Source organism: Bacillus paralicheniformis (genome assembly GCF_001042485.2).
In the GTDB taxonomy this organism is placed as follows: Bacteria; Bacillota; Bacilli; order Bacillales; family Bacillaceae; genus Bacillus; species Bacillus paralicheniformis.
On the sequence record NZ_LBMN02000018.1, the window covers coordinates 116,182 to 142,047 of the forward strand.

25 protein-coding genes, 2 pseudogenes and 1 other annotated feature are annotated in these 25,866 nt (G+C 44.7%); of the genes and pseudogenes, 21 read left to right on the top strand and 6 right to left on the bottom strand.

The features are described from left to right. Window positions 1-118: 118 nt before the first annotated feature. The 3 genes from acsA (at window position 119) to ACH97_RS23820 (ending at window position 3,723) form a co-directional block, all read left to right on the top strand. Window positions 119-1,837, top strand: a complete 1,719-nt coding sequence (gene acsA / locus ACH97_RS14370; protein WP_020452599.1) for an acetate--CoA ligase — start codon at window positions 119-121, stop codon at window positions 1,835-1,837. Window positions 1,838-1,890: 53 nt separating this feature from the next. Then, window positions 1,891-2,131 (top strand) — a binding site (T-box leader). Window positions 2,132-2,179: 48 nt separating this feature from the next. Further along, window positions 2,180-3,445, top strand: coding sequence for a tyrosine--tRNA ligase (gene tyrS / locus ACH97_RS14375; protein WP_023855507.1), 1,266 nt, complete (start codon window positions 2,180-2,182; stop codon window positions 3,443-3,445). A gap of 131 nt (window positions 3,446-3,576) precedes the next feature. Then, window positions 3,577-3,723, top strand: coding sequence for a hypothetical protein (locus ACH97_RS23820; RefSeq protein WP_023855506.1), 147 nt, complete (start codon window positions 3,577-3,579; stop codon window positions 3,721-3,723). A 47-nt stretch (window positions 3,724-3,770) separates the two neighbouring features. On the opposite strand, the pseudogene ACH97_RS24505 reads toward ACH97_RS23820, so the two are convergent. Beyond that, window positions 3,771-3,880 (bottom strand): annotated as a pseudogene (locus ACH97_RS24505) (Lrp/AsnC family transcriptional regulator); the annotation flags it as partial. Window positions 3,881-4,160: 280 nt separating this feature from the next. On the opposite strand from ACH97_RS24505, the pseudogene ACH97_RS24060 reads away from it, so the two are divergent. Together ACH97_RS24060 and ACH97_RS14380 are read left to right on the top strand one after the other, a co-directional pair. Then, window positions 4,161-4,675 (top strand): annotated as a pseudogene (locus ACH97_RS24060) (MBL fold metallo-hydrolase); the annotation flags it as partial. A gap of 105 nt (window positions 4,676-4,780) precedes the next feature. After that, the gene (locus ACH97_RS14380) at window positions 4,781-5,212 is read left to right on the top strand and encodes a hypothetical protein (protein WP_020452597.1); all 432 of its coding nucleotides are present in this window, start codon (window positions 4,781-4,783) and stop codon (window positions 5,210-5,212) included. A gap of 284 nt (window positions 5,213-5,496) precedes the next feature. Here ACH97_RS14380 and rpsD read toward each other — a convergent pair whose 3' ends face one another. Next, window positions 5,497-6,099: a 30S ribosomal protein S4 gene (gene rpsD, locus ACH97_RS14385; RefSeq protein WP_020452596.1), complete on the bottom strand. Its 603-nt coding sequence runs from the start codon at window positions 6,097-6,099 to the stop codon at window positions 5,497-5,499. 331 nt (window positions 6,100-6,430) lie between these two features. Between rpsD and ACH97_RS14390 the strand changes: the two genes are divergently transcribed. Next, a complete protein-coding gene (locus tag ACH97_RS14390; RefSeq protein WP_020452595.1) occupies window positions 6,431-8,131 on the top strand; it encodes a sensor domain-containing diguanylate cyclase in 1,701 nt (566 codons plus the stop codon). 13 nt (window positions 8,132-8,144) lie between these two features. On the opposite strand, the gene ACH97_RS14395 is transcribed toward ACH97_RS14390, so the two are convergent. Continuing rightward, the gene (locus ACH97_RS14395; RefSeq protein ID WP_020452594.1) at window positions 8,145-8,639 is read right to left on the bottom strand and encodes a GAF domain-containing protein; all 495 of its coding nucleotides are present in this window, start codon (window positions 8,637-8,639) and stop codon (window positions 8,145-8,147) included. 129 nt (window positions 8,640-8,768) lie between these two features. On the opposite strand from ACH97_RS14395, the gene refZ reads away from it, so the two are divergent. Further along, the gene (gene refZ / locus ACH97_RS14400; RefSeq protein ID WP_020452593.1) at window positions 8,769-9,407 is read left to right on the top strand and encodes a forespore capture DNA-binding protein RefZ; all 639 of its coding nucleotides are present in this window, start codon (window positions 8,769-8,771) and stop codon (window positions 9,405-9,407) included. Here refZ and hisJ read toward each other — a convergent pair. Then, on the bottom strand, window positions 9,400-10,212 hold the full coding sequence (gene hisJ / locus ACH97_RS14405; RefSeq protein ID WP_020452592.1) for a histidinol-phosphatase HisJ: 813 nt from the start codon (window positions 10,210-10,212) through the stop codon (window positions 9,400-9,402). The two genes, refZ and hisJ, sit on opposite strands and share 8 nt — an antisense overlap. Window positions 10,213-10,398: 186 nt before the next feature. On the opposite strand from hisJ, the gene ezrA reads away from it, so the two are divergent. Further along, window positions 10,399-12,093 (top strand): septation ring formation regulator EzrA, encoded by a 1,695-nt coding sequence (gene ezrA / locus ACH97_RS14410; protein WP_020452591.1) that lies wholly within the window; start codon window positions 10,399-10,401, stop codon window positions 12,091-12,093. Between the two features lie 107 nt (window positions 12,094-12,200). Here the strand turns inward: ezrA and brnQ are convergent, their stop codons facing one another. After that, entirely contained in the window at window positions 12,201-13,538 is a 1,338-nt protein-coding gene (gene brnQ, locus ACH97_RS14415; protein ID WP_020452590.1) for a branched-chain amino acid transport system II carrier protein, read from the bottom strand. A 194-nt stretch (window positions 13,539-13,732) separates the two neighbouring features. On the opposite strand from brnQ, the gene ACH97_RS14420 reads away from it, so the two are divergent. From ACH97_RS14420 to ACH97_RS24275, 6 genes are all read left to right on the top strand, one after another. Next, window positions 13,733-14,878 (top strand): cysteine desulfurase family protein, encoded by a 1,146-nt coding sequence (locus ACH97_RS14420; RefSeq protein WP_020452589.1) that lies wholly within the window; start codon window positions 13,733-13,735, stop codon window positions 14,876-14,878. Between the two features lie 7 nt (window positions 14,879-14,885). After that, window positions 14,886-16,091: a tRNA uracil 4-sulfurtransferase ThiI gene (gene thiI / locus ACH97_RS14425; protein WP_020452588.1), complete on the top strand. Its 1,206-nt coding sequence runs from the start codon at window positions 14,886-14,888 to the stop codon at window positions 16,089-16,091. Window positions 16,092-16,202: 111 nt separating this feature from the next. Next, window positions 16,203-16,415, top strand: coding sequence for an alpha/beta-type small acid-soluble spore protein (locus tag ACH97_RS14430; RefSeq protein WP_003184396.1), 213 nt, complete (start codon window positions 16,203-16,205; stop codon window positions 16,413-16,415). Between the two features lie 133 nt (window positions 16,416-16,548). Continuing rightward, window positions 16,549-18,147 (top strand): acyl-CoA synthetase MbcS, encoded by a 1,599-nt coding sequence (gene mbcS, locus ACH97_RS14435; protein WP_033155109.1) that lies wholly within the window; start codon window positions 16,549-16,551, stop codon window positions 18,145-18,147. Window positions 18,148-18,172: 25 nt separating this feature from the next. After that, window positions 18,173-18,601 (top strand): MarR family winged helix-turn-helix transcriptional regulator, encoded by a 429-nt coding sequence (locus tag ACH97_RS14440; protein ID WP_020452586.1) that lies wholly within the window; start codon window positions 18,173-18,175, stop codon window positions 18,599-18,601. A gap of 124 nt (window positions 18,602-18,725) precedes the next feature. After that, the gene (locus ACH97_RS24275) at window positions 18,726-18,857 is read left to right on the top strand and encodes a hypothetical protein (protein WP_023855500.1); all 132 of its coding nucleotides are present in this window, start codon (window positions 18,726-18,728) and stop codon (window positions 18,855-18,857) included. Window positions 18,858-18,874: 17 nt separating this feature from the next. Here the strand turns inward: ACH97_RS24275 and ACH97_RS14445 are convergent, their stop codons facing one another. After that, window positions 18,875-19,672, bottom strand: a complete 798-nt coding sequence (locus ACH97_RS14445) for an NAD kinase (protein ID WP_020452585.1) — start codon at window positions 19,670-19,672, stop codon at window positions 18,875-18,877. A 193-nt stretch (window positions 19,673-19,865) separates the two neighbouring features. Between ACH97_RS14445 and sppA the strand changes: the two genes are divergently transcribed. The 7 genes from sppA to ACH97_RS14480 all read left to right on the top strand — a co-directional run bounded on the left by sppA (window position 19,866) and on the right by ACH97_RS14480 (window position 25,810). Further along, window positions 19,866-20,873: a signal peptide peptidase SppA gene (gene sppA / locus ACH97_RS14450; RefSeq protein ID WP_020452584.1), complete on the top strand. Its 1,008-nt coding sequence runs from the start codon at window positions 19,866-19,868 to the stop codon at window positions 20,871-20,873. A gap of 15 nt (window positions 20,874-20,888) precedes the next feature. Next, a complete protein-coding gene (locus tag ACH97_RS14455) occupies window positions 20,889-21,407 on the top strand; it encodes an RDD family protein (protein WP_020452583.1) in 519 nt (172 codons plus the stop codon). A gap of 118 nt (window positions 21,408-21,525) precedes the next feature. Beyond that, window positions 21,526-22,209, top strand: coding sequence for a DUF2953 domain-containing protein (locus ACH97_RS14460; protein WP_020452582.1), 684 nt, complete (start codon window positions 21,526-21,528; stop codon window positions 22,207-22,209). A 12-nt stretch (window positions 22,210-22,221) separates the two neighbouring features. Then, window positions 22,222-22,680, top strand: coding sequence for a GerW family sporulation protein (ytfJ, locus tag ACH97_RS14465; RefSeq protein WP_020452581.1), 459 nt, complete (start codon window positions 22,222-22,224; stop codon window positions 22,678-22,680). Between the two features lie 137 nt (window positions 22,681-22,817). After that, window positions 22,818-23,321, top strand: coding sequence for a thiol peroxidase (gene tpx / locus ACH97_RS14470; RefSeq protein WP_023855499.1), 504 nt, complete (start codon window positions 22,818-22,820; stop codon window positions 23,319-23,321). Between the two features lie 85 nt (window positions 23,322-23,406). Continuing rightward, complete coding sequence (locus ACH97_RS14475) at window positions 23,407-24,393, top strand: class I SAM-dependent methyltransferase (RefSeq protein WP_020452579.1); 987 nt, start codon at window positions 23,407-23,409, stop codon at window positions 24,391-24,393. Window positions 24,394-24,622: 229 nt separating this feature from the next. Then, on the top strand, window positions 24,623-25,810 hold the full coding sequence (locus ACH97_RS14480; RefSeq protein WP_020452578.1) for an acetate kinase: 1,188 nt from the start codon (window positions 24,623-24,625) through the stop codon (window positions 25,808-25,810). Window positions 25,811-25,866: the final 56 nt, after the last annotated feature.

Sequence of the window (25,866 nt, forward strand, 5' to 3'; positions counted from 1 at the left end):
ACATAACATACCAAAATATTAAGCGTTTTCATAGGATGGAAGAGTATTTTTTAAAAATTGAGAAAATAAAAAATCTATACTATAATATATTTTGATGAGCGAACAAAGGGGGATGGGCATGGAATTGAAAGCGTTGCCAGCAGAAAAGGGAAACTACAACTTGAAAGACTATGATGAAGCATACCGGACATTTGACTGGAAGGATGCCGAAAAACATTTTTCATGGCACAAAACGGGAAAAATCAATGCAGCTTATGAAGCGATCGACCGCCACGCTGAGTCAAATTTGAAAAATAAAGTGGCATTTTACTACAAAGATCCGGTCCGCGAAGAAAAGTACACCTTCAGAGAGATGAAAAATGAAACGAATAAAGCCGGGAATGTCTTAAAGCAGCATGCCAATGTGGGAAAGGGAGACCGTGTGTTTGTTTTTATGCCGAGATCACCCGAGCTTTATTTTATTCTTCTCGGCGCTGTCAAATTGGGAGCGATCGTCGGGCCGTTGTTTGAAGCATTTATGGAAGGCGCTGTCAAAGACAGGCTTTTAAACAGCGGAGCGAAGGTTATCGTGACGACGCCGGAATTGCTTGAACGGGTGCCGGCCGGCGAACTTCCGGATCTTGAATCAATCATTGTCGTTGGAGAAGGCGTAAAGGAAGAAGGGTCTGTCATCGATTATTACGCGAAAGCGGCTGAAGCAGATACTGATCTTGAGATTGAATGGATGGATCAGGAAGACGGGATGCTGCTTCACTATACATCGGGTTCGACCGGCGCGCCAAAAGGGGTTCTCCACGTCCACAAAGCAATGATTCAGCATTATCAAACAGCCAAATGGGTTCTTGATCTGCACGACGATGACATTTATTGGTGCACGGCTGATCCAGGCTGGGTTACCGGAACGGTCTACGGGATCTTCGGTCCGTGGCTGAATGGAGCAACGAATGTTGTCGTAGGCGGCAGATTCAGTCCCGAAGCATGGTACGAAACGATTGAAAAAATGGAAGTGACGGTATGGTACAGCGCGCCAACGGCTTTTCGGATGCTGATGGGTGCTGGCGACGATCTCGTGAACAAATATAATCTGAGCTCATTACGGCATATTTTAAGCGTAGGGGAGCCGTTAAATCCTGAAGTCATCAGATGGGGGCATAAAGTCTTCAGCAACCGGATTCATGATACATGGTGGATGACCGAAACAGGAGCGCAGCTCATCTGCAATTACCCGTGCATGGAAATTAAACCGGGATCGATGGGCAAGCCGATTCCAGGCGTAGAGGCTGCAATCGTCGATCACCAGGGAAATGAACTGCCTCCTTACAGAATGGGGAATCTCGCCATTAAAAAAGGCTGGCCGTCGATGATGCATTCGATCTGGAACAATCCTGAAAAATACAGCTCCTATTTTATGCCGGGGGATTGGTATGTGTCAGGAGATTCCGCCTACATGGATGAAGACGGATACTTCTGGTTCCAGGGAAGGATCGACGATGTCATCATGACATCGGGCGAGCGCGTCGGCCCGTTTGAAGTCGAAAGCAAGCTTGTTGAGCATCAAGCTGTCGCTGAAGCAGGCGTCATCGGCAAACCGGATCCCGTCCGCGGTGAAATTATTAAAGCGTTCATCGCCTTGAGGGACGGTTATGAACCGTCAGATTCGTTAAAAGAAGAAATCAGGCAGTTCGTGAAACAAGGCTTGGCCGCACACGCCGCGCCAAGGGAAATCGAATTCAAGGATAAACTGCCGAAAACAAGAAGCGGAAAGATCATGAGACGCGTCCTGAAAGCTTGGGAGCTGAACCTTCCGGCAGGCGATCTCTCATCGATGGAAGACTGATGTCTCATTGACAATGCAAAAATATTATGTTAAAAAAGATTTAGTCGAATATTCAAAAGGTGAAGACTGAGATTAGTAAAACGCATCCTTCCCTGTCTTAGAGAGCTGATGGCCGGTGAAAATCAGCACATATGGATGGTTTGAATTACACTCACGAACCGCTTTTGCGAAAAAAGCCTCCCGGGCTTTGTGTAGCAGAAGAACGGAAGCTTTTCCGTTATCATTGAGAGTGAAAAGAGCGCGGCCATGCGTTCTTTTAAGCAGGGTGGTACCGCGATTTTTATCGTCCCTTCGTTTTTGCGAAGGGGCGTTTTATTTTTGGAAAAAAGGAGCTAAATGATGATGACACACTTACTTGATGATTTGTCCTTCAGGGGACTGATTCAGCAGCAAACCGATGAAGCAGGCTTGAGAGAACTGCTGGATAAAGAAAAAATCAGCTTATACTCCGGATTTGATCCGACAGCTGACAGTCTGCATATCGGACACCTGTTGCCGATATTAATGCTTCGCCGCTTTCAGCTGGCCGGACATCGTCCGATTGCGCTCGTAGGCGGAGCGACGGGCCTGATCGGCGATCCGAGCGGAAAGAAAGCGGAGCGCACGCTGAACAATGAAGAAATCGTCCGCGAATGGTCGCAGAAAATCAAAAACCAGCTTTCGCGTTTCCTGGATTTTGAAGCTGAAAAAAATCCGGCGATTATGGCGAACAACTATGACTGGATCGGCAAAATGAACGTCATTGATTTCCTGCGCGATGTCGGCAAAAACTTTGGAATCAATTACATGCTTGCCAAAGATACGGTAAGCTCCAGAATCGAGACGGGCATATCTTATACTGAATTCAGCTACATGATCCTACAGTCTCTCGATTTCTTGAATTTGTACAGAAACCAGGAATGCAAGCTGCAGATCGGCGGAAGCGACCAGTGGGGCAATATCACGTCAGGCCTCGAGCTTATCCGCAAATCTGAAGAGAATGCAAAAGCTTTCGGATTGACGATTCCGCTTGTGACAAAAGCAGACGGCACGAAGTTCGGAAAAACGGAAGGCGGCGCGATCTGGCTTGATAAAGAGAAGACGTCGGCATATGAGTTTTATCAGTTCTGGATCAATACCGACGACAGGGATGTCGTGAAATACTTGAAATACTTCACTTTCTTGTCCAAAGAAGAAATTGAAGATCTCGCTGAAAAAGCAGAGACGGCGCCTGAAAAACGCGAAGCGCAAAAGCGCCTCGCCGAAGAAGTGACCGTTCTTGTACACGGCCGTGAAGCGTTTGAGCAGGCTGTCAACATCTCAAAAGCACTCTTCAGCGGAGATATTAAACAGCTGACTGCTGAAGAAGTGAAGGTCGGCTTTAAAGGGGTTCCTTCCATGGAACTTGAGAAAGCGGATGAACTGCCTCTTGTTGAGGTGCTCGTCCAATCCAAGCTGTCTCCGTCTAAACGCCAGGCGCGCGAAGATATCACAAACGGCGCGGTATACGTTAACGGCGAGCGCCGCACCGATGTTGCGGACGTCCTCACCGGCGACGACCGCATCGAAGGACAGTTTACCGTCATTCGCCGCGGTAAAAAGAAATACTTCCTGCTGACTTATAAATAATCAAAAAGCTCTTGCCAAACGGCAAGGGTTTTTTTGTGTCCGTATGTTTCATGTATGTTCATTCAGGAAATGTCAAAAATATAGATGTAATAGGTAGAGCATTTCCATCGTTGAAGAGGGAGGAATGTAGCATGAACCTGTTCATTGCGGCGAAAGAAAAGTTTATGGAAGATTACAACATGCAGCTGGAAACGGAACGAAAACAAGAGGTGCAGCAGTCGGCTGACGGATACAATCAATTGAATCAGACGGAAAATGCAGCAAAGCGGCTGAAGTAGAGGGTCTTTAGGGCCCTTTTTTTATAAAAAAGCGGACGGCAAATTCTTCACACGTCCGTTTGATGAGTCACGATCGACAGTTTATAATTTGCATGATGGTTTAAAATTGTAAAAATTGATCCAACAGTTGATTTGAAGGAAACTTGCATTCGAGAGTCCCCGCTGATTTTCTAGTTTTGAATGACAGGACGTTATGATAAGCGCCTTTTGTATAGATATTAAAAAAAGCGTGAATAAAACACTCGAGTTTAACTTGATTCATCCTCTTATGGTATACCTTCAATCACTCTTTCATGGTTATCCGGTTGTTCTTGAATCATCTCTATTATTTTCCTATATTTACAGATTACCCTAAATCCTCTTGATGTTTTTCAAATCAAACGCTAAAAATACTTGATTATATCTATTTAAATGATGATCGGTCATAGTATAAACTGATCGTAAATAAAAGGAAAGGTATAACCGGCAAAACATTACTAATAGCTCTGATGTTGGGCTGAGAAAGGCATTTGCCCTCCTTTTCCGGATTCAGCAAAACAAGATCAAAACCACACTTTGGTCACTCTGCCTGTGCCAACCGACGAACTCGTCCAAGAATACAGACGCAGTTATCGTCCCTTATCTGCATTTAGATCACTTTGACGATGCTGCCAAAGATCTAGGATCTGTTGCCGATAGAAATTAAACTGTTTGTCTGAAATGAAGCAGATGCTGAGGAAGTGAGAAAAGCCGGTTTTCAAAATATAGAGGTTCTAACAAAAGAACAGTGTTTGATCGATTCAAGAAGGCAAAAGGCAAGCATGGGAGAGGAGAGATATTAAATTTGCCGGAGAAGTGTGCGGCGTTGTCTTTAAGCACTCAAAAGAGAAAACGCTGTTTGTAAAAGGGGGGTACGGTTTGGTGTGAAGGTGTCCTGGAAAAAATCGCTGCACATCAGCCGGACATCATAGTACAGGAGACAATCAAAATATAACCCTTGAAATAGTAGTTTCGATGGTTTAGGATGGATATATATCTTTTATTTTACAATATTTATATTTAATGGAGGGGTACATTTATGAAAAAAATTACGTTATTAGCTTTTGTCGGTATCATGGTATTTGGATTTATTTTTATGGGAACTGGCAAGACGGCAGAGGCTGTAAGCAAAACAACGAGCTTTACATATCATTCGGGTATTGGGGATGCAAAGTCTTATATCCATACATCTGAAAATTATATAAACGTATATGCTACAGTTGAGTTAGGTAGAGTTGGCACTTGGGGTACTGCAGCATATTGCAAATTATATCTGCAACGCTACACAGGTGGCTCTTGGAAAACGATTGATACCGCTTCTGGTGATGCAGAATATGGTAAAAAACTAAACGTTACATTTTCGAATATCGCCAAAAAGTCTGCCTCTACCCGGGTAAAGGTTAAACTTTATAATAATTGGAAGCATTCAGAATTAATGCAAACAGTGTATTCAAGCAAGTGGACTCGATAAGTTAAGTAAGGCTCTCTTATAAAAGGAGAGCTTTATTTTTTGACAGTTAACGGTTACTCCTCTTTTGAGCTGTAACTCTACATTAAAAAGATCTTTATGTGTTTGTTTCTTCCTCCTTGGTCTGGCTTTTTAAAAGCTTCTTCACTTTTTCATACCTTCTTTAACTTAAAATCCCCGGAGACTAAAAAGCAGGAGCTAAAACACTGTATTGCAGCAGGTATAAAAAACCCAAGAAAACAACGTTTCTTGGGTTTCGAGAAATGCTCTTCAAAGAGCATTTTCTATTAACGAGAGTAGAATTCAACGATCAATGCTTCGTTGATCTCAGCAGGAAGCTCAGAACGCTCTGGAAGGCGAGTTAGTGAACCTTCAAGCTTTTCAGCGTCAAAAGTCAGGTATTCAGGAACGAAGTTGTTCACTTCAACCGCTTCTTTAACTGCAGAAAGGTTTTGAGATTTTTCACGAAGTGAAATCGTTTGGCCAGGTTTAACTTGGTAAGACGGAATGTCAACGCGGCTTCCGTCAACAAGAATGTGACCGTGGTTTACCAATTGGCGTGCTTGGCGGCGAGTGCGCGCTAGGCCAAGACGGTAAACGATGTTGTCAAGACGTGCTTCAAGAAGAATCATGAAGTTTTCACCGTGTTTACCAGCCATTTTCGCAGCTTTGTCAAAAAGGTTGCGGAATTGGCGTTCGTTCACACCGTACATATGGCGGAGCTTTTGCTTTTCTTGCAATTGCAAACCATATTCTGATAGTTTTTTACGCTGTCCCGGACCGTGAGGACCTGGTGCGTAAGGACGTTTTTCTAATTCTTTACCCGTACCGCTCAAAGAGATGCCTAAACGGCGGGATAATTTCCAGCTTGGACCTGTATAGCGAGCCATAATGTGACTCCTCCTTTGGTTTTATTTTTGTGAAAATAAAACCCATCTGTTCAATTCAGCCATGTCCATTTTGTTTTCATGTATCCTCGCTCCAGCAGCAAAGAGTTACACGATACACCTTAATAGATAAGGAACAAAATGAAACACAGAAGCAGAACAAAAAGGCTGCATTATTTCACACAAAGAAGATTATATAATGTCCGCTGTGCAAAGTCAACCATTCATGGACTGTCCCAAAGAGCCTGAATCGTTAATAAGTATAAAGTCCTGTTTTTTATGATATAATCAGGAAAATAAAATACATAAAACGGATTTTTTTAAGGTGATGACCATGAACAAACAAACTGAAGACCTATATCTGTCTTTTCATCAGAAGCTGTTCCAATTTCTTTTAAAAAAGCCGGCCGTCTCGTACGATGACTCTGTTGCCTGGCTAAAAGCGGCAGCAGAGTCATTTTTTTCGTTTATATCTCTTACATTGCGTCCTTCTTCAAGACCGCAGGGAGCGAACGGCCAAAGCGGCCAGATCAGCCGAGTTAATGATTATTATATCATTATAACAATAGAAGAAAACAGCAAATATATAGAACTTTTGTGTCAAAAGAATCATAAAGTACCAGAACGTCTTGCTGAATCCATCCGCCTGTTTTTAATGCATTGTCTGAAACTTGATGCATTATTTCATGAGGAGCTCAATAAAACAAAGATTTATGAAAAGACGGCGCTGCTGCATGAGCTGATGGATCAGGAGCAGGTGCTCAAGACAATGGTTGAAAGTTTAAGGGATGTTTTTCCTTTTTTGGCATATTGTCTTTTCTTGTCATACGACGAGGACCAATACATCAGCCTTCCTGCGATAGAGTTAGATGTGCAAAGCGAATCGACCGATTCTTTCGCCTTGGAGGCATACTTATCAGGACAGGCGAAGAGCAAAAATGAATCGGAAGTTTACATTCCGATTAAAGGCCGGCAGGGAACGTATGGCGTTTTGAAGGCTTTTGGACCAGGGGCTGCCGATACGGCAGCGGATATATGCATTATTTCGAATGCGGCAGGGAAAGCATTTGAAAATTCCCGGCTTTACGAACAGTCGCAGAATATGATTTCAAATTTGGAGCTGATTAATGAAACATCGCATCAGCTGAACCGGACGAAACGCCTCCCTGATATGATGAAGAGTTTGTCCGAAAGGCTGATCAGTTCATTTGGCGCCGAAGAGGTGGGCTTTTTTTATAAAAATCATTTGGACGAGGAAACCCTGCTGCCGGGAAGCACCAGTTTTTTTCAGACGGATGCGGCCCTTCCATATATCCGCTATGTTAAAGAAAAGATTTCAGAGGAAAACGGGGTATTTGTCGGAAACGGTTCTTCGTTTTTTGGAAATGACGGTTATGCTTCATTAATGGGCGTTCCGATGCTGGAGAATAATGAAAACAAAGGATTTGTCATCGTATTGAAAAAAAACGTCTGCTCTTTTTCATTTGAAATGTTTAAGTTGTTTCAGACGCTGATCAGGCATTCCACGCTCGCCGTGTCGAATTTGATGCTGCGTGACCGGCTGAAGTATCTTGTTCAAACAGACCGTTTGACAGAGCTTTACTCGAGAAGCTATTTCGATGAAAAAATCGGGTACAGTATGAAAGCGGATGAGAGCGGCGTACTCGTATTGATTGATATCGATGATTTTAAACAGATTAACGATACGTACGGCCATCAGAAAGGCGATGATATTCTCATTCAAGTCGCCAGGGTGATCCAGCGAAACATCCGCGACCAGGACGTCGCAGCAAGGTGGGGAGGAGAAGAGCTTGCGGTATACTTGCCGAAAGCAGGGCTGAACACCGGTGAAATGCTTGCTGAGAGGCTGATTACGCTTGTCAGGGAATGCACTGATCCAAAGGTGACGATTTCGTGCGGGGTATCCAATTGGTCTCAGGATCGTCCGAAATCTTTAACCTGCCTTTTTAAAGAGGCGGATGTCGCGCTGTACAATGCAAAGCGAAACGGGAAAAACAGGTTTATGACACATTAAAAAAGAGCCGGATTTACCGGCTCTTTTCGCTTAAACGCTCTCCAAGCATCTCTGTGAACTTTTTCAAATAATACTCATCTGTTTCATCGAAGCGGTTTTTAATCGGGCTGTCGATATCGAGCACTCCGATGATGTTCCCGTCCACTTCAAGCGGAACTACGATTTCGGATTGGGATGCCGCATCACACGCAATGTGTCCGGGGAACGCGTTCACATCTTCAACGCGCTCGACCCGGCCGTTTGTATAAGCGGTGCCGCAGACGCCTTTCCCGAACGGGATTCTTACGCATGCAGGAAGTCCCTGGAACGGACCGAGCACAAGCTCGCCGTCTTTGGCAAAATAGAAACCCGCCCAGTTGATGTCTTCCAATGATTGATATAAAAGAGCGGAGGCGTTTGCTGTATTGGCGATCATATCAGGTTCGCCTTCTGTCAGCGCATCGATCTGTTTGAGGAGAAGCTCGTATTTTTTTTCTTTGCTGCCTTCTGTTTTTTCGACATGAAACATGATAATTTCCCTCGCTTTTTCTTTGAAATGGCAAAAACACGCTTGCCGTGATGCTATTTGTCGAGCACTTTTTACAGGAACAATTCCGCTTGAAGTGGAATTGTTTTAAGTAAGAAGGGGTGAAACAAGATGGGATCAAACGCTATTTCAACCACGAAGGACAGGATCATCGAATCTGCCGTGGAGCTGTTCAACCAAAAAGGTTTTTCAGGAACATCCGTCCGCGAAATTGCCCGAGCAGCCAATGTCAATGTCGCCCACATCTCCTATTATTTTAATGGAAAAGGCGGTTTAATGGAGCATTTGATATCCCGTTTTTATGAAGGCTATTTAAGAGTCCTTGAAAAGGGTTATGAACGCCTTCCGGATGCAGGTGCAACGGATTGCCTTCTTCAATTGGTTTTTGATATTCTATCGTATCAGCATGAGCACCGTCAATTAACTCGGTTTGTTTATCGCGAAGTCACGATTGATTCCACACTGAATCGCGAAGTGATGTCGACATATTTAACAAAAGAAAAGTACATTCTCCACCTGATCATTGAAAAGGGAAATGAGGACAACGAATTTTCCCGTTTTCCCCTTTCCCATTTTATGATTCAGCTGAAGTCGCTTTTAATGATGCCTTATCTGCAGCCTCAATATATTTCAGAAGTGCTGTATGTACAGCCGCACGAGCCGTACTTTTATCAGGCGTATTACAAGGAAGTCAAAACATGGCTTCTCAGTTTGTTGTACAGAGAAGGTCGGCAAGCCGCCGTTATTTAGCCAAGCGGCTCTCAAAATGTTCGTAACCAAATCCGGCATCCTCTGCTTGGTGGGCATCAGACCCAAAGACAAGCGGGATGTTTTTTTGTTCCGCTTCTTTTATCATCCATTCTTCCATATAGACGTCGCCTGCATAAGGCTTGCGGAGGCCGGACGTATTAAAGTCAAGTTCGTATCCGCGCTTTGCGGCTTCATCCAAACAGGAGGAGACCGATTTTCTGACGCTTTCTGACATCGAATACGGAAACAGCTTCACAAATTTTTTCGCAAGCGTAATGTGGCCGATTCGTTTTGGCTTAAATGCTCCCAGCGGTGATACAATGGAAGAATAAATTTCGTCATAATAGGCGAGATAGACCTGTTCTGTGCTGCCGTAGCAGCCGATCAGCTGCTGAAACGCTTTTTCATCGTAGTCAAGGCAGATGTGCGATGATCCGGCCGGCAAAAAATGAACGGAAAGAATGCTGTCGTCAAGATGCGTGCCGTATTGATCGAGAAAAGCTTTCGTTTCGTGTTCAAAGGTGCGGATATAATCGACTTCAAGACCGATTAAAACGTCGAGCTGTCCTTTGTACTCTTCCTTCAGTTCGGTCAGCCGTTCAATATAGCGGTCCAGCTCGGAGATCGGCATGGCGCTGTCTTTCTCCGGGGTCGGATCCATGAATGAAGGCGGAAGCGGCGCATGCTCGGTGAAGGATACGGATCGGAAGCCTTTTTTGCATAATTCTTCTATATAATATCTGAATTCGTCTTTTGATCCGTGCGGACAAAAGGGAGAATGAACATGACCGTCTCGTTTCAGCATGATGTCACCCCGTAAAAAAATAGTCAGATGTTGTCACTTTGATGTAAAAAAATTAAAAATTCTGCTCAAAAAATGTTGGTTACATGGTATCATAAGAACAATGAAAACGATAGTTTAACTTCATTTTTACATAACAATTTCAAATACATACCCTGACAGAACAGATAAACAGCAAGGGGGCTCATTATGGAGTTTGTCATTGGCTTACTGGCGTTATTTTTAATCTTATTCGCTACGGGCTACTTATTCAGAAAAAATATATATAAAGAGATCGACCGTTTAGAAGCTTGGAAAATCGAAATCATGAACCGATCGATCGTGGAAGAGATGTCAAAAATCAAGCATCTGAAAATGACGGGGCAGACTGAGGAATTCTTTGAAAGGTGGCGCCGGGAATGGGATGAAATCGTCACCTCGCATATGCCCAAAGTCGAAGAGCTTCTGTTTGAAGCCGAGGATTGCGCCGACAAATACCGTTTTCAAAAATCGAAACAGGTGCTCGCGCATATTGAGAATCTTTTATCAGCGGCTGAATCCAACATTGAAGACATCTTAAAGGAAATCGCCGATCTTGTCTCGAGCGAAGAGCAGAACCGCAAAGAAATCGAAGAGGTAAAAGAACGGTATACAAAAGTGCGGAAAAACCTTTTGGCATACAGTCACCTGTACGGAGACCTCTATGAGAAAATTGAAACCGACCTCGATACCGTGTGGGAAGGCATTAAACAGTTTGAAGAGGAAACAGAAGGCGGAAATTATATAGAAGCCAGAAAGGTGCTGCTCGCCCAAGACCGTTTGCTTGAAGAGCTTCAATCATACATAGACGATGTGCCGAAACTGCTTGCAAGCTGCAAGCAGACTGTTCCGCAGGAACTCGCCAAATTGAAAGCCGGCTATCAGGAAATGATCGATAAAGGGTACAAGCTCGATCATATTCAAGTGGAGAAGGAGCTCGAAAACCTTTTGAAAGAATTGAAGCGTGCTGAAGGTGCGCTTTTGGACGAACTTGATTTAGAAGAAGCCGCCGCAATCGTGCAGATGATTGATGAAACGATCCAGACGCTGTATAACCAGCTGGAGCATGAAGTCGAAGCAGGGCAGGAAATTTTGGGGAAAGTGCCTGAGCTTGCCGCTGCATTGGAAAAGCTTGAAGCCTCCAAAAAGGATACCGAAGCTGAAACCGAACTCGTCAAGAAAGGCTACAGACTGACAACCGGAGAACTGGAGAAACAGCAGTCATACGAAAAGCGCCTTGAAATGATCGAAAAGCAGTTCGAACAAGTGAAAGAAAGGCTTGATCAGAAACATGTCGCCTACTCGCTGTTAAAGGAAGAGCTTGCGGATATCGAAAAGCAGATGGAAGCCGCTCAACGGGAGCATGACGAATACAGAGACATGCTGCAAATGCTGAGAAAAGAAGAGCTTCAGGCAAGAGAGCTTCTCAAGCAATTAAAGCAGACGATCAAGGATACGGCGCGGAGCCTGGAGAAAAGCAATGTTCCAGGGATTCCGGAAGCCATAACCGAAAAGATCCGGCAGTCGCAGACGACTGTGCAGAAAGTGACAGAACAGCTGAATGAGCTGCCGCTGAACATGGATGCGGTGAACGAACGCCTTCAAGAGGCGGAACAGCTTGTCACAGAAGTGAAAATAAAGACGGATGAACTGGTTGAAATGGTTTTGCTGATCGAACGCATCATCCAATATGGCAACCGCTTCAGAAGCCAGGACCGGATTCTTTCCGAACAGCTGAAAGAAGCAGAGAAAAGTTTTTATGCATATCAGTATGAAGAGGCTTACGACATTGCCGCCAGAGCGGTCGAAAAAGCGTCGCCGGGAGCAGTTGACCGGCTTGCAGCGGACGCGAAGCAGCCTGAATAGAACAAAAACCCGGCACGTGAAAAGGCGTGTCGGGTTTTTTTGTCTATAGCTGCAATGAAAAATAAAAAAACCGGCCCTGTTTAAAAACAGAGCCGGTTTTTCAAAGATCAGCTGACTTTCTTTAATTTGTCTTTCGGCGAAGCGATGAAAAATGTCACAATGTAACCGATCACCGCGCCGATAACAGCCGGAATGACCCAGCCGACACCCATGCTGAACAGCGGGATGTTCGCTTTTAAGATATCGTTTACCGGACCCAGCGGAATTTTCGCCGCGTTTAATCCGTCGATGATGCTTAAAATTCCAGTCGGGATAAGGGCACCGATATAGACTTCGCGTCGTTCAGCAAACAGCTTGTCAATGAAAGAGAGCAAAACGACGACGATCGCAAGCGGATAAATCGCCGACAGAATCGGAACTGAAAACGAGATGATTTCTGTCAGTCCGAAATTGGCAATCACAAGGCTGAAAAGCGTCACGATGATGACAACAGCTTTGTAAGAGAGCTTCGGAATCAGCTTTGAAAAATACTCTCCGCAAGAGGAAACGAGTCCGACGCTCGTCGTCAGACAGGCGAACAAGATCGCGATACCGAGCACGGCATTTCCAAGCGAGCCGAATAAATACGCGGAAGCTTTGGACAATATTTCGCCGCCGTTGTTGAGCGAACCGACGGTTTCAACACTTGTCGCCCCTAAATAAGCGAGAGAAACATAAACGAGTCCGAGACCGACTGCAGCGACGATCCCCGCTTTGATGCATGAAGCGGCGATTGACTTTGGATTTGTAACGCCGCGGTCTTTAATCGCGGTAATAACGACAATTCCAAATACGATTGAAGCGATCGCATCCATCGTTTTATATCCTTCTAAAAATCCGACAAACAGAGGTGCGGATTGATAGGCCTCTGTCACAGAGCCGATGCTGCCCATCGGGGTGATAAACGCTTTGATGACTAATATTGCGATTACAGTCAATAATATCGGTGTTAAAATTTTACCGATGCGGTCAACAAGCTTGCTTGGGTTTAAAGCCAGGAAATAAGTGATTCCGAAAAATATCAGGGTAAAGATAAACAGATAAAGACTTGATGAATGTTTCCCTAAAAACGGCTCCACCGCTATCACGTATGAAACATTTCCTGTCCTCGGAATAGCAAACAAAGGTCCGATCGTCAAATAAATGCTGACGATTAATATCGTGCCGAAGACCGGATGGGCTTTGTCAGCTAGGCCTTTTGCACTCCCTTTTAGAGCAACCGCGATGACGCCGAGCAGCGGAAGACCGACGCCTGTCAGCAAGAATCCGATGATAGCCGGCCAAACATTCTCTCCGGCAGCTTGACCGAGCTGGGGAGGAAAAATCATATTTCCCGCTCCGAAAAAGAGGGCGAACAGCATAAGTCCAATCGCCGTCGTTTCCTTAGCGGATAGTGAAGTTTTCATTAAAAAGAACCTCCTGGTTTGTTGTTTAAATTTTCTGTCAATTTATTTTCGTGATATAATATGACAAAAGTCCAAAGACTATTATATTTTAAAAATCAGAGAAGTCAAACATTTATTTTTAATTTTCAATTACAAGTTGATATGATAACATATACAGTCATGAAAAAGAACGTTCATTTTTAAAGGAGTAGATCATGATTTATCTTGATAATAGTTCAACAACAAAACCATATCCTGAATTATTACAAATTTATGAACAAGTAAATCAGCGCTTCTTCGGCAACCCGTCGTCGCTGCACCGCCACGGCATTGAAGCGGATCAATTGCTTTCAGAAGCGCGGAAACAGATCAAAACGGCGCTTTCGCTAAAAAGTCATGATATCGTGTTTACGTCCGGGGCTTCAGAAGCCAACAACATGGCGCTGAAAGGCATTGCTTTGGCACATATGCAAAAAGGAAAACATATCATTGCTTCCTCCATTGAACATCCGTCTGTGACGGAATCTTTGGAGCAGCTGAAGACAGCCTTTGGCTTTGAGGTTACATATCTTCCTGTCGACAGCCGCGGATTTGTTTCGCTTGAAGATCTGAAACAAGCGCTCCGCAAAGACACGATTCTGGTGAGCATCATGCACGTCAACAATGAAACAGGTGTCATCCAGCCTGTGGAAGACATCGGCAAAATCGTAAAAGAAAACACAAGGGCATACTTTCATGTTGATCACGTTCAAGGCATTAACAAGGTTCCCCTGGACATCTCCGGGGCGGACATTGACCTTTGTACGATATCGGGCCATAAATTTCACGGCTTAAAAGGAACAGGAGCGCTCATTCTGAACGAACGGATTTCGCTTTTTCCTTTGATTTCCGGAGGAGAACAGCAGAACAACAGGCGTGCCGGAACTGAAAATACCGCCGGCGCTGTTACGCTTGCAAAAGCGATCAATATGTCAAAACAGGATTATAACCATTATATAGAAGAAATAAAGGCGGCAAAATTGGCTTTTATCAAGGAGCTAAAAGAGCTAAAAGGTGTTATATTAAATACGCCGGAAGAAAACAGCGCGCCGCATATCATTAATTTTTCCGTGCCGGGATTGAAGGCCGAGGTCCTTTTGCATATGCTAGAAGAGCGAGGTATTTTCGTATCGACGACATCAGCATGCTCTTCAAAACAGCATAAGCCGAGCAAGGTGCTTTTAGCAATGGGAAAAGGTGAAGATGCAGCGGCAAGCAGCATCAGAATCAGTATGACATACCGGGACAATCAGGAGATTGTCGGCCCGTTTATGACGGCCTTAAAAGAAAGTTTACACAAACTAAAAGGAATTATGAGGTAGAGACACAATGAATGAAGACTATATTTTAATCAGATTTGGCGAAATTTCAACAAAAGGAAAGAACAGAAAGCTTTTTGTCGATCGCCTGAAAAGAAATATCAAAATGGTCTTGCGCGATTTCCGCAACGTCCGTTATGAGTCAACACGTGACAGAATGACTCTCGTATTAAACGGAGAAGACGCGGAAGCCGTAATGGCCCGTCTGAAAAACGTTTTCGGCATCCAATCGTTCAGTCTTGCCGTGAAGTGCCGGACAGATCTGGAAAGCATTAAAGAGACGGCGCTCGCGTCTGTTCAAGAACAATACAAGCCCGGAGATACCTTTAAAGTATCGACGAAAAGGGCTTACAAGCAGTTTGAATTAAATACAAATGAGGTGAATGCCGAAATCGGCGGACACATTTTGCGCAACACCGATGATCTTACCGTTGACGTTCATTCCCCGGACATCCATTTGCGGATCGAAATTCGGGAAGATGCTACGTATTTGACATTCCGGGATGAAAAAGGTGCGGGCGGGCTGCCGGTCGGAAGCGGAGGAAAAGCGATGCTTATGATATCCGGCGGAATTGACAGCCCTGTTGCCGGGTTCTATGCCATGAAGCGCGGGCTTGAGATCGAAGCTGTTCACTTTTTCAGCCCGCCATATACAAGCGAACGGGCCAAGCAAAAAGTGATTGATCTCACTAAACGCCTTACGGCTTTCGGCGGAGACATCAAGCTTCATATCGTTCCGTTTACGAAAACCCAAGAGCTCATTCAAAAGCAGATTCCCGAAAACTATTCCATGACGGCGACCAGAAGGCTGATGCTGCAGATCGCCGACAAACTGCGCGAACGACATAACGCGCTTGCCGTTTTTACAGGAGAAAGCCTCGGCCAGGTTGCAAGCCAGACGCTCGAAAGCATGTATGCCATCAACGCGGTCACGAGCACGCCGGTTTTGCGCCCTTTAATCGGCATGGATAAGACGGAAATCATCGAAAAAGCGAAGGAAATCGATACGTATGATATTAGCATACGTCCGTACGAAGACTGCTGTACGATCTTCACGCCTTCTGCGCCGAAAACGCGTCCGAAAAAAGAAAAAATCGAACACTTTGAAAGCTACACAGATTTCGAACCGCTCATCAACGAAGCTGTAGAGAACACGGAAACGATTGTTTTGAGCAGCAAAGCGGAAACGAAAGATCAATTTGCGGACTTTTTCTAAAGGAATATTCGAACAAACGCCTTTGTCTGTTTTTGCATACAATTACCAAACATTCTTTGTATGAAGTCATGTGTTTTTACACAATCTATACTCACAAGGAGGTGAGAACACATGGCTCAAAACAACAGACAAAGCAGTTCTAACCAACTATTGGTTCCTGGTGCTGCTCAAGCTATCGACCAAATGAAATTCGAAATCGCTTCTGAATTTGGCGTTAACCTTGGAGCAGAAACTACTTCTCGTGCAAACGGTTCAGTTGGAGGAGAAATCACTAAGCGTTTAGTTTCTTTCGCTCAACAGCAAATGGGTGGAACACAACAATAATTAAAATTAAAAAGCAATGGATAATGGGTGGGGTTTAATCCCCACTCTTTTTTATGTTCTGCAAAATAGGCATTTCGGAATACAATTGTATGAAAGGATTATGTATAATAAAAAGATGGCACAAGACAAGGAGATGGATGGGTTGAGAAGAGAAGATTTGATTGCGCCGGAGAAGTATAACGCGGTTGATGAAATTGAAAAATTTAAATCTTCCCGTGATAAAACCGCTTTGATCTGGGAAGATGAATCAGGACGTCAAGTGTCTTGGACTTATGAAAAATTAATTGAAAGGGCTTACAAAATCGGCAGCATATTGACCCGTTCTGGACTGAAAAAAGGTGACAAGCTTATCGTGATGATGCCGCGGATCCCGGAGACGTATGCCGTCTACATGGCCATTTTAAAAGCCGGAATGGTGGTCATCCCATGTTCCGAAATGCTCCGGGCGAAAGACTTGGATTACAGGATCAAGCATGCCGGCGTCAAAGGAGCCGTCGTATATTCAGCATTTCTTGATGCTTTTCTAGATGTTCAAGCAAAAGATGAGCTGTCGTTATTTGCCGTCGGAGAAAGCAGAGAAGGGTGGATCAACCTGCCTGAAGAAATGAATCAGGCCGTTGCCGCGGATTTTCAAGCGGCTGATACCTCTCGCGATGACATCGCATTTTTATCTTACACATCAGGCACGACCGGTCAGCCAAAAGGAGTTGTACATACACACGGCTGGGCTTATGCTCACTTAAGAACGACAGCTTCCGCATGGCTTGACATTTCAGAAGGGGATCTCGTCTGGGCAACAGCGGGGCCGGGCTGGCAAAAATGGGTATGGAGCCCGTTTTTAGCAGTGCTCGGCAGCGGTGCAGCCGGCTTTATCTATCACGGGAAATTTACGCCGGAAACGTATTTGCAGCTGATTGAGCGCCATCAAATCAATGTGCTATGCTGTACGCCGACAGAGTATCGATTCATTGCGAAAGTCAATGATTTGTCTCGCTTTGACCTGTCTTCTCTGCACAGCGCTGTTTCGGCCGGGGAGCCGTTGAACAGGGAAGTCATTGATACATTTAAAAAGCATTTTCATATTGATGTGCGGGACGGATACGGACAAACGGAAAGCACGCTGTTGGTGGGGATTTTAAAAGGAATGAAAATCAAGCCTGGAAGCATGGGAAAACCGACGCCTGGAAACCTGGTTGATATTATAGACGGGAATGGAAAGAGCTGTCCGCAGGGCGTAACGGGCGATATCGCCGTCCACTTAAGCACGCCGGCACTCTTTAAAGAATATTACAAAGATCAAGAACGAACGCTCCGCCAAAGAAGAGGAGATTACTTTATAACAGGGGATAAGGCGCGAAAGGATGAAGACGGCTATTTCTGGTTTGAAAGCCGCAATGACGATGTGATCATCAGTTCAGGATATACAATCGGCCCGTTTGAAGTTGAAGATGCACTGATCAAGCATCCTGAGGTCAAAGAATGTGCTGTTGTGGCAAGCCCTGACGAAATCAGGGGATCGATCGTGAAAGCATATGTTGTCTTAAAGGATCGATCCCGCGGCAATGAACAACTGACAAAGGAATTGCAAAACCATGTAAAAGCCATGACGGCCCCTTATAAATACCCCCGGGAGATAGAATTCATCGAAGAACTGCCGAAAACGCCATCGGCGAAAATTAAGCGCTTTGAACTAAGACAACGGGAAATCGTTCTTAAAACAAAAGCTGAATAACCACACAAGAGGGGGGGAATATCCTTTGGGGCATGACTCACTCCGAAACATCGAGAAGGAAATCGCGCTTTTAGTCCGTCTGACGACGGCCTACAGTCCGCGGTTCGGAAGTCTGGACCGCTCGGAATATCTGCTGTTAAGCGAGCTTGATAAGCAAAGTCCTCTTGCCATCAACTCGCTGGCTGAAACCTTAATGCTGAATCTTTCGACAGCGAGCAGACAGGTTGCAGCATTGGAACGGAAAAAGCTCATCAGGCGTTTTCCCGATCCCAACAACGGCCGGATCAGCCTTGTAGAAATGACTTCAGAGGGCATTGATACTCTGAAAAAAGTGCAAAAGGCTCGCTATCATGTATACACGGAGGTTCTTCAAGACTGGACAAAAGAAGAACTGAGCACATTGGAAACTCATTTGATCAGACTGAATCAGGATTTTAAAAAGTGGAGCAAATAATCGGCTAAAGGCTGTTGGTCAGACGATCACCAGCCTTTTTCTTTTTAATCTGTTGATTTATAGAAAAAAGGATGCGTAATACAACTTGTAATACGATATATAAAAACCGGAAGGAGGAGCACTTTTGAGGCAATCCGATGTGTCGATATTAAATTCGTCCGCCAAAGTGCTTGCTACCCGGCATGAATGCGGAAATGAAAATTTCGTGATAAACAACCGCAAAAAAGAGCAGGAAGAACATCCCGCTCTTTATTGATGAAAAGGTTTTCAAAATTATAGAAATGTGCGCCTTACTTTTTCCCAAAACGAATTGTCTTTTAATTTAATGGTTTTGATCATCTTGCCTGAGAGGCTGACTTCGACTTCTTTTACATGCATCGTACTGAAGGCTTCGTTATCAAGGCCGATGATCGGATAGTCGTTCCCGTCTTGGACGATTTTTAATGTCAGCTTTCGATCCGCACTTAAAATAAACGGAGATCCGAGCGTTCTGTATGTGTTGTTGTTCAATGAAGCGAGCTCTGTCACCTGTATGCATGGAAGCAGCGGATCAACGACGGCCCCTTCAACCGATTTGTTATACGCGGTGCTTCCGGTCGGAGTGGACACGATCATTCCGTCCCCGCGGAATGTTTCAAAGTGAAGATCATCAATATAAACGTCCATCACAAATGTTTTAATAATGCTTGAACGGATGGATACCTCATTCAGACATTGAAAGCTTGTCCCGTCAACGGTTACATCGATCAGCGGATATTTTCTGACCTCGATTTGTTCAGAGTTTGTCGCTTCAATCATTTTATCGGTATCATGTATATTAAAATCCGCATACAAATGAGCTTTCCCCTTTTTGGCCACGCCTACGTACAGGCAGTCATCCCTGAAATTCGTCTTTCGAACCGCCTGCAAAAATGTCCCGTCGCCGCCGATGCTTGCGATAATATTGGCTTCATTGTGGTGGTGAACGACGCGAAATCCGTGTTCTTCTGCAAGGTGTTTCAGTTTTTTGCACTGCTCGTCGGTTTCTTCGCTTTTTTTGTAAAAGAAATAAATGTTCCGGCGGTCTGTCACAATCATTCTCCCCTTTGTCTGTTAAGTTTAGATTTTTCTGCCATCTAACATGTATGTTAAAATGACCTGTGACCCTTAGTTTACCATGTCCAAAAACTTCTTGTATATGAAGCGGCATCATACTGAACTTTTTCTCTTCATATACGTACTAAGACATGCAGCTTTTTTTATTCAAAGGAGGAGAACAGACAAAATGAATGCGAAAAGATGGATCGCACTTGTCATCGCGCTGGGCGTTTTTGCGTTATCTGCGGTGGTGAGCCTTTTGCTAGCAGTATTTGACACGATGGGGAATGACGGAAAGATGCAGTTTGGCCTTAATGACACCCAGGAAGAAACGGTGCTTGAAGAAGGAAACAGCTCAAGAAAAATCGCCGTGCTTGAAGTGAACGGAACGATTTCCGACAATGGCGGCGCTTCTGGCTTGTTCAGCTCTGAAGGCTATAACCACAGATCGTTTTTGCAAATGCTTGAAAAAGCAAAAGACGACTCTGCTGTAAAGGGCATTATTCTGCGCGTCAATTCTCCGGGTGGCGGAGTATACGAAAGCGCCGAAATACATAAGAAGCTTGAAGAGATCAAAAAAGATACGAAAAAACCGATTTACGTATCAATGGGCTCGATGGCTGCATCTGGAGGCTATTACATTTCAACGCCTGCCGACAAAATCTTTGCAGCGCCGGACACGCTGACGGGTTCACTAGGGGTCATCATGGAAAGCCTTAACTACAGCAAGCTTGCAGAAAAGCTTGGATTGAAAACGGAAACGATCAAAAGCGGTGAGTTTAAAGACATCATGTCACCGACGCGCGATATGACGAAAAAAGAAAGAGAAATCATGCAGTCAATGGTCGATGACGCGTACGAAGGATTTGTCGATGTTATAGCCGACGGACGCAGCATGTCCGAAAATGACGTGAAAAAAATTGCCGACGGACGCGTTTATGACGGCCGCCAGGCGAAACAGAACCATCTCATTGATGAGCTCGGCTACTATGAGGATGCGGTCAAAGCGATGAAAAAAGACCACAAAAACCTTGCCGGAGCGTCTGTTGTCAGCTATGAAGAATCGGCCGGCCTTGCGTCGCTCTTTTCGATGACTGCAAATAAGATGTTTAAAAGCGAAGCCGATTTCTTAAACATTAAAGAAGCAATTTCTCAATCCGGCGCACCGAGACTCATGTATTTATACGCTAAATAGGAGGGGACCGAAAAAATGGATGTGACTTATGATGGAAAGGATCATAATGAATTATCACCGGACGCCGGTGTTTCCAGGGAAGAATCGGCCCCGCATGTAGAGCATGCATATGCCGGTTTTTGGATCAGGCTGTTTGCCTTTCTGCTCGACGGGATTGTTGTCGGCAGCATCAACAAATTAGCGGTTTCACCTGTTTTCAGCCTGCTGAATCTCCCTAAAGAATCAGGGTTTTTCACCTTTTCGCTTTATTCTTTTGTAACGGCGGCAGTATTTTTCGCTTATTTCGTCCTGATGACGAAGTATTTCGGACAGACGTTGGGCAAGATGGTATTCGGGCTGAGGGTCGTGTCGCTTGTCCCGGAAAAAGGGCTGACATGGGATGTGATCTTGTTTAGGGAGCTTATCGGCCGCTATATCAACAGTTTGTATATTACGTATCTCGTTGCTGCATTTTCGCCAAAGAAACAGGGGATTCACGATTTCTTTGCGGACACGGCGGTTATTCATGAAAAGCTGTATCGAAAAAAAGACTGAGCGTATCAAACCCGGCTGCTGAAAGACAGCCGGGTTTTTTTGCTGCCTAGAATAAGCTCCGTCTATGTTTATTTTTTCAAATTTCTTCCTATAATGATTAGTATGAGGAAGTGAAATCATGATTTACATATGGATTGCGGGAGTATTCCTTCTTTTGGCAGCGTTAATGATGATGAAAATCCGCATCGCGATCGAATATCTTCATACAGACGATGACGACCGGCTGACCTTTAAAGTTCGAACAGGTTTTGGGCTTCTGCGCTTCAAAAAGGAAATTCCGGTGATTAAAATCAATCAGCAGGATATGACCGTTGATGTAAAAGAACAGACGAATACGGCTCTAAAAAACGATAAAAAGAGGAGAAAAGTCGGCTATCGGGAAGTGTTCGATAATACGAAGCAAATCAAAAAATTGGTGGAACAGGTCATCAATCTGCAGCCGCTTATCCGCCGATTTATGAAGCGGATTCACATCACGAAGCTCGAATGGACCTCAGTCCTCGGCTTTCCTGATGCCGCTTTAACCGGAATCGTCACGGGAGGCGCCTGGTCTCTGAAAGCCGGCACAATGGCTCTCTTGCATCAGATTTTTTGCTTTGACAGCCAGCCGGAATACGAAGTGATTCCAGTCTTTAACAGCCGCTCCTCTAAAACGCATCTGACATGTATATTCCATTTTCGCGTTGGCCATGCTATAACCGCAGCTTTTAGAATCGTGATGAACTGGAAAGGGAAAATGCGCGGCTTATTTAAGCTGCCAAAAAATCTGTCAGGTTCAACAAAGAATGATTCATCAGTATAGGAGGAATGGAATATGGCTGAACATCCAATTCAAGGTTTGATGAAAACCGCAATGGAAAATTTAAAGGAAATGATCGATGTCAATACCATTATCGGAGATCCTGTAGAAACACCTGACGGCAGCGTCATCCTAACCGTCTCCAGAGTGGGATTCGGTTTTGCGGCTGGCGGAAGCGAGTTCGGCGGAAATAAACCGGCCGAATCCAAAGCGAGCGATGGAGATCGTGAACGAAAAGAATCGAAGCTCCCGTTTGGCGGGGGAAGCGGGGGAGGCGTATCGATTACGCCGATTGCTTTTTTGATTGTCGGATCATCAGGCGTTAAAATCCTGCATTTGGATGAAAACACGCACGTCATCGATAAGATTTTAGACGCAGCCCCGCAAACGATCGAACGGATTCAGCATATGTTTAAGAAAAACGATAAGCAAAAGCAAAATATGAACCGCCAAAACCAGACGCCTCCATTTTAAAAGCTTCGGCTTTCCGGCCACAGAAGTTAACTGTTCCTGCAGCAGTTAACTTTTTTTGTCTCGGCCGGACTTAAGCTTTGCAGTTTGTCCTAAACTCTTTTATAGTAGAGTCATACATAAATGAAGGAGGAATGATGATGGCTTCAATTACATTTAAAGGAAACCCGGTGACACTGGTAGGTTCAGAAGTGAAAGTCGGAGACCAGGCGCCTGATTTCACTGTTTTGTCCAATTCGCTTGAGGAAGTCACGCTTCAAGACATTAAAGGCAAACCAGCCGTTATTTCGGTGATTCCGTCTATCGATACAGGTGTTTGTGACGCGCAGACCCGCCGCTTTAACGAAGAAGCCGCAGGCCTCGGTTCAGTGAAAGTGTATACGATCAGCGCGGATCTGCCGTTTGCACAGGCTCGCTGGTGCGGAGCAAACGGAATTGAAAATGTGGAAACATTGTCAGATCATAGGGAAATGTCTTTTGGGGAAGCATTCGGGCTTTACATTAAAGAATTGAGATTGCTTGCCCGCGCCGTATTTGTGTTAGATGAAAACGGAAAAGTCGTCTACACTGAATACGTCAGCGAAGCGACAAACCACCCGGACTATGACAAAGCCATCGAAGCTGCCAAATCACTCGTTAAGTAAATTCAACTCATAAAAGGGCTCCAGGTGATCATCTTGCCGGAGCTCTTTTCATGGCTTTGATTTTTTGATAAGGAGAGACATCATCATGCAAAACTATCCAGTCGAAACGATTTATGAATGGCTTGACAAAGGAGCGGAAATCATCGCACGTGACCTGCAGATCCCTTACATAGAAGGATTGGCGGAAGCAGGAGAGGCATTCTTTACAGGTTCCGCGGACCGCGGGCTTTCCGAAAAAGCCGAACAAAAGGTGAAGGATCTGCTCGGCCGTGCGCGTTTTTCAGAATGCAGCCATGAGGCGATCCGAAAAGCCTTCCAGCTTGCCATCCTGAAAGGCCAGAAAGATATTCCCCATCCGAACCGGCAGATGACGCCCGATACAATCGGTTTATTTATCGGATATCTGGTGAACAAATTCATCGGACCCAAAAAAGAATTGACGCTGTTTGATCCGGCGGTCGGCACTGGAAACCTGCTGCTTGCCGTCTTGAACCAGCTGGCCGGTGAAGCCGGAAAAGCGTTCGGCTCAGAGATTGATGACGTTCTGATCAAGCTCGCCTATGTCCAGGCAAACCTGCAGGAAAAGGAAATCGAGCTTTTTAACCAGGACAGCCTGCAGCCGATTTTTATGGAGCCTGCCGATGCGGTCATTTGCGATCTTCCCGTCGGATATTATCCTGATGACGAAAGCGCGCGCGCTTTCGAATTAAAGGCAGATGAAGGCCATTCTTTTTCACACCATTTGTTTATTGAACAAAGCTTGACCTATACGAAACCGGGCGGCTATTTATTTTTTATGATTCCGAACCAATTGTTCGAAAGCAGCCAAAGCGAAAAGCTGCGTACCTTTTTAAAGGACAATGCGTATATTAATGCAGTGCTTCAGCTTCCGCTGTCGATTTTCAAAGATGAGGCACACGCGAAGAGCATTTTGGTTTTACAAAAGCATGGCGAACAGGCGAAAGCGCCTAAACAAGTTCTGCTTGCACAAGTTCCATCATTCGCCAATCAGGATGCGATGCTGAAAATGACAGCCAAACTCGACAACTGGTTTCAAGCTGAAAAAAGATAAGCAGATCAGAGAAGATATATTCTCTGATCTGTTTTTATATTCAGAAAATAATAATTTCTTTGTGAAAGCGTTAACATGTCGGATCGTGACTTGAAATGCACTCTTTTGAGTGTTTAAATGAGAAAGGCAGATATTTTTTGAATTTACTAAGAACGATTTTATACATATTTTTTATGATCCGGGTTGAACATAATGTCACCGGACTATAGGTAAAAAGGAGCGTCATTTTATGTCCAAAATTATTGCAATCAATGCTGGAAGCTCATCATTGAAATTTCAACTGTTCGAAATGCCCAGCGAAAAAGTACTAACAAAAGGCCTTGTTGAGCGAATCGGGCTGGATAACGGCATCTTCACGATTTCCGTCAACGACGAAAAAAAGACCGAAACAACAGATATCCCGGACCACTCCGTAGCCGTAAAAATGCTGCTGGATAAACTTACAAAATTCGGCATTATCAAAGATTTAAATGAAATCGACGGAATCGGACACCGCGTCGTACACGGCGGCGAAAAGTTCAGCGACTCCGTTTTATTGACGGATGAAATGATCCATGAGATCGAGGAGATTTCAGAACTCGCACCGCTTCATAACCCGGCTAATATTGTCGGAATTAAAGCGTTTAAAGAAGTACTTCCAAATGTTCCTGCCGTGGCTGTTTTTGATACGGCATTCCACCAAACAATGCCGGAACAATCTTATCTGTACAGTCTGCCATACGAATACTATGAGAAATTCGGCATCCGTAAATACGGTTTCCATGGCACATCTCATAAATATGTGACTGAACGCGCGGCAGAGCTGCTCGGCCGTCCGATTGAAGAACTTCGCCTGATTTCCTGCCACCTTGGAAACGGCGCGAGCATCGCAGCTGTTGAAGGCGGCAAATCAATCGATACATCAATGGGCTTCACACCGCTTGCAGGTGTAGCGATGGGTACGCGTTCAGGAAACATCGATCCTGCGCTTATCCCGTTCATTATGGAAAAAACGGGTCAAACAGCCGACGAAGTCCTGAACACACTCAATAAAAAGAGCGGTCTTTTAGGTATTTCCGGATTCTCAAGCGATTTGCGCGATATTGTCGAAGCAACTAAAGAAGGCAATGAACGTGCGGAAACAGCCCTTGAAGTATTCGCAAGCAGAATTCATAAATACATCGGTTCTTATGCAGCGAGAATGAGCGGAGTAGACGCGATCATTTTCACTGCCGGCATCGGGGAAAACAGCGTTGAAGTCAGAGAGCGCGTTCTTCATGGTTTGGAATTCATGGGTGTCTATTGGGATCCTGCGTTGAATAACGTCCGTGGAAAAGAAGCGTTTATCAGCTATCCGCATTCACCTGTAAAAGTCCTCGTCATCCCGACGAATGAAGAAGTGATGATTGCAAGAGACGTCGTTAGACTGGCTCACTAAAAATAAAAAAACAGCCTTCTCTTTACAAGGAAGGCTGTCAGCTTGTCGACAAAGCC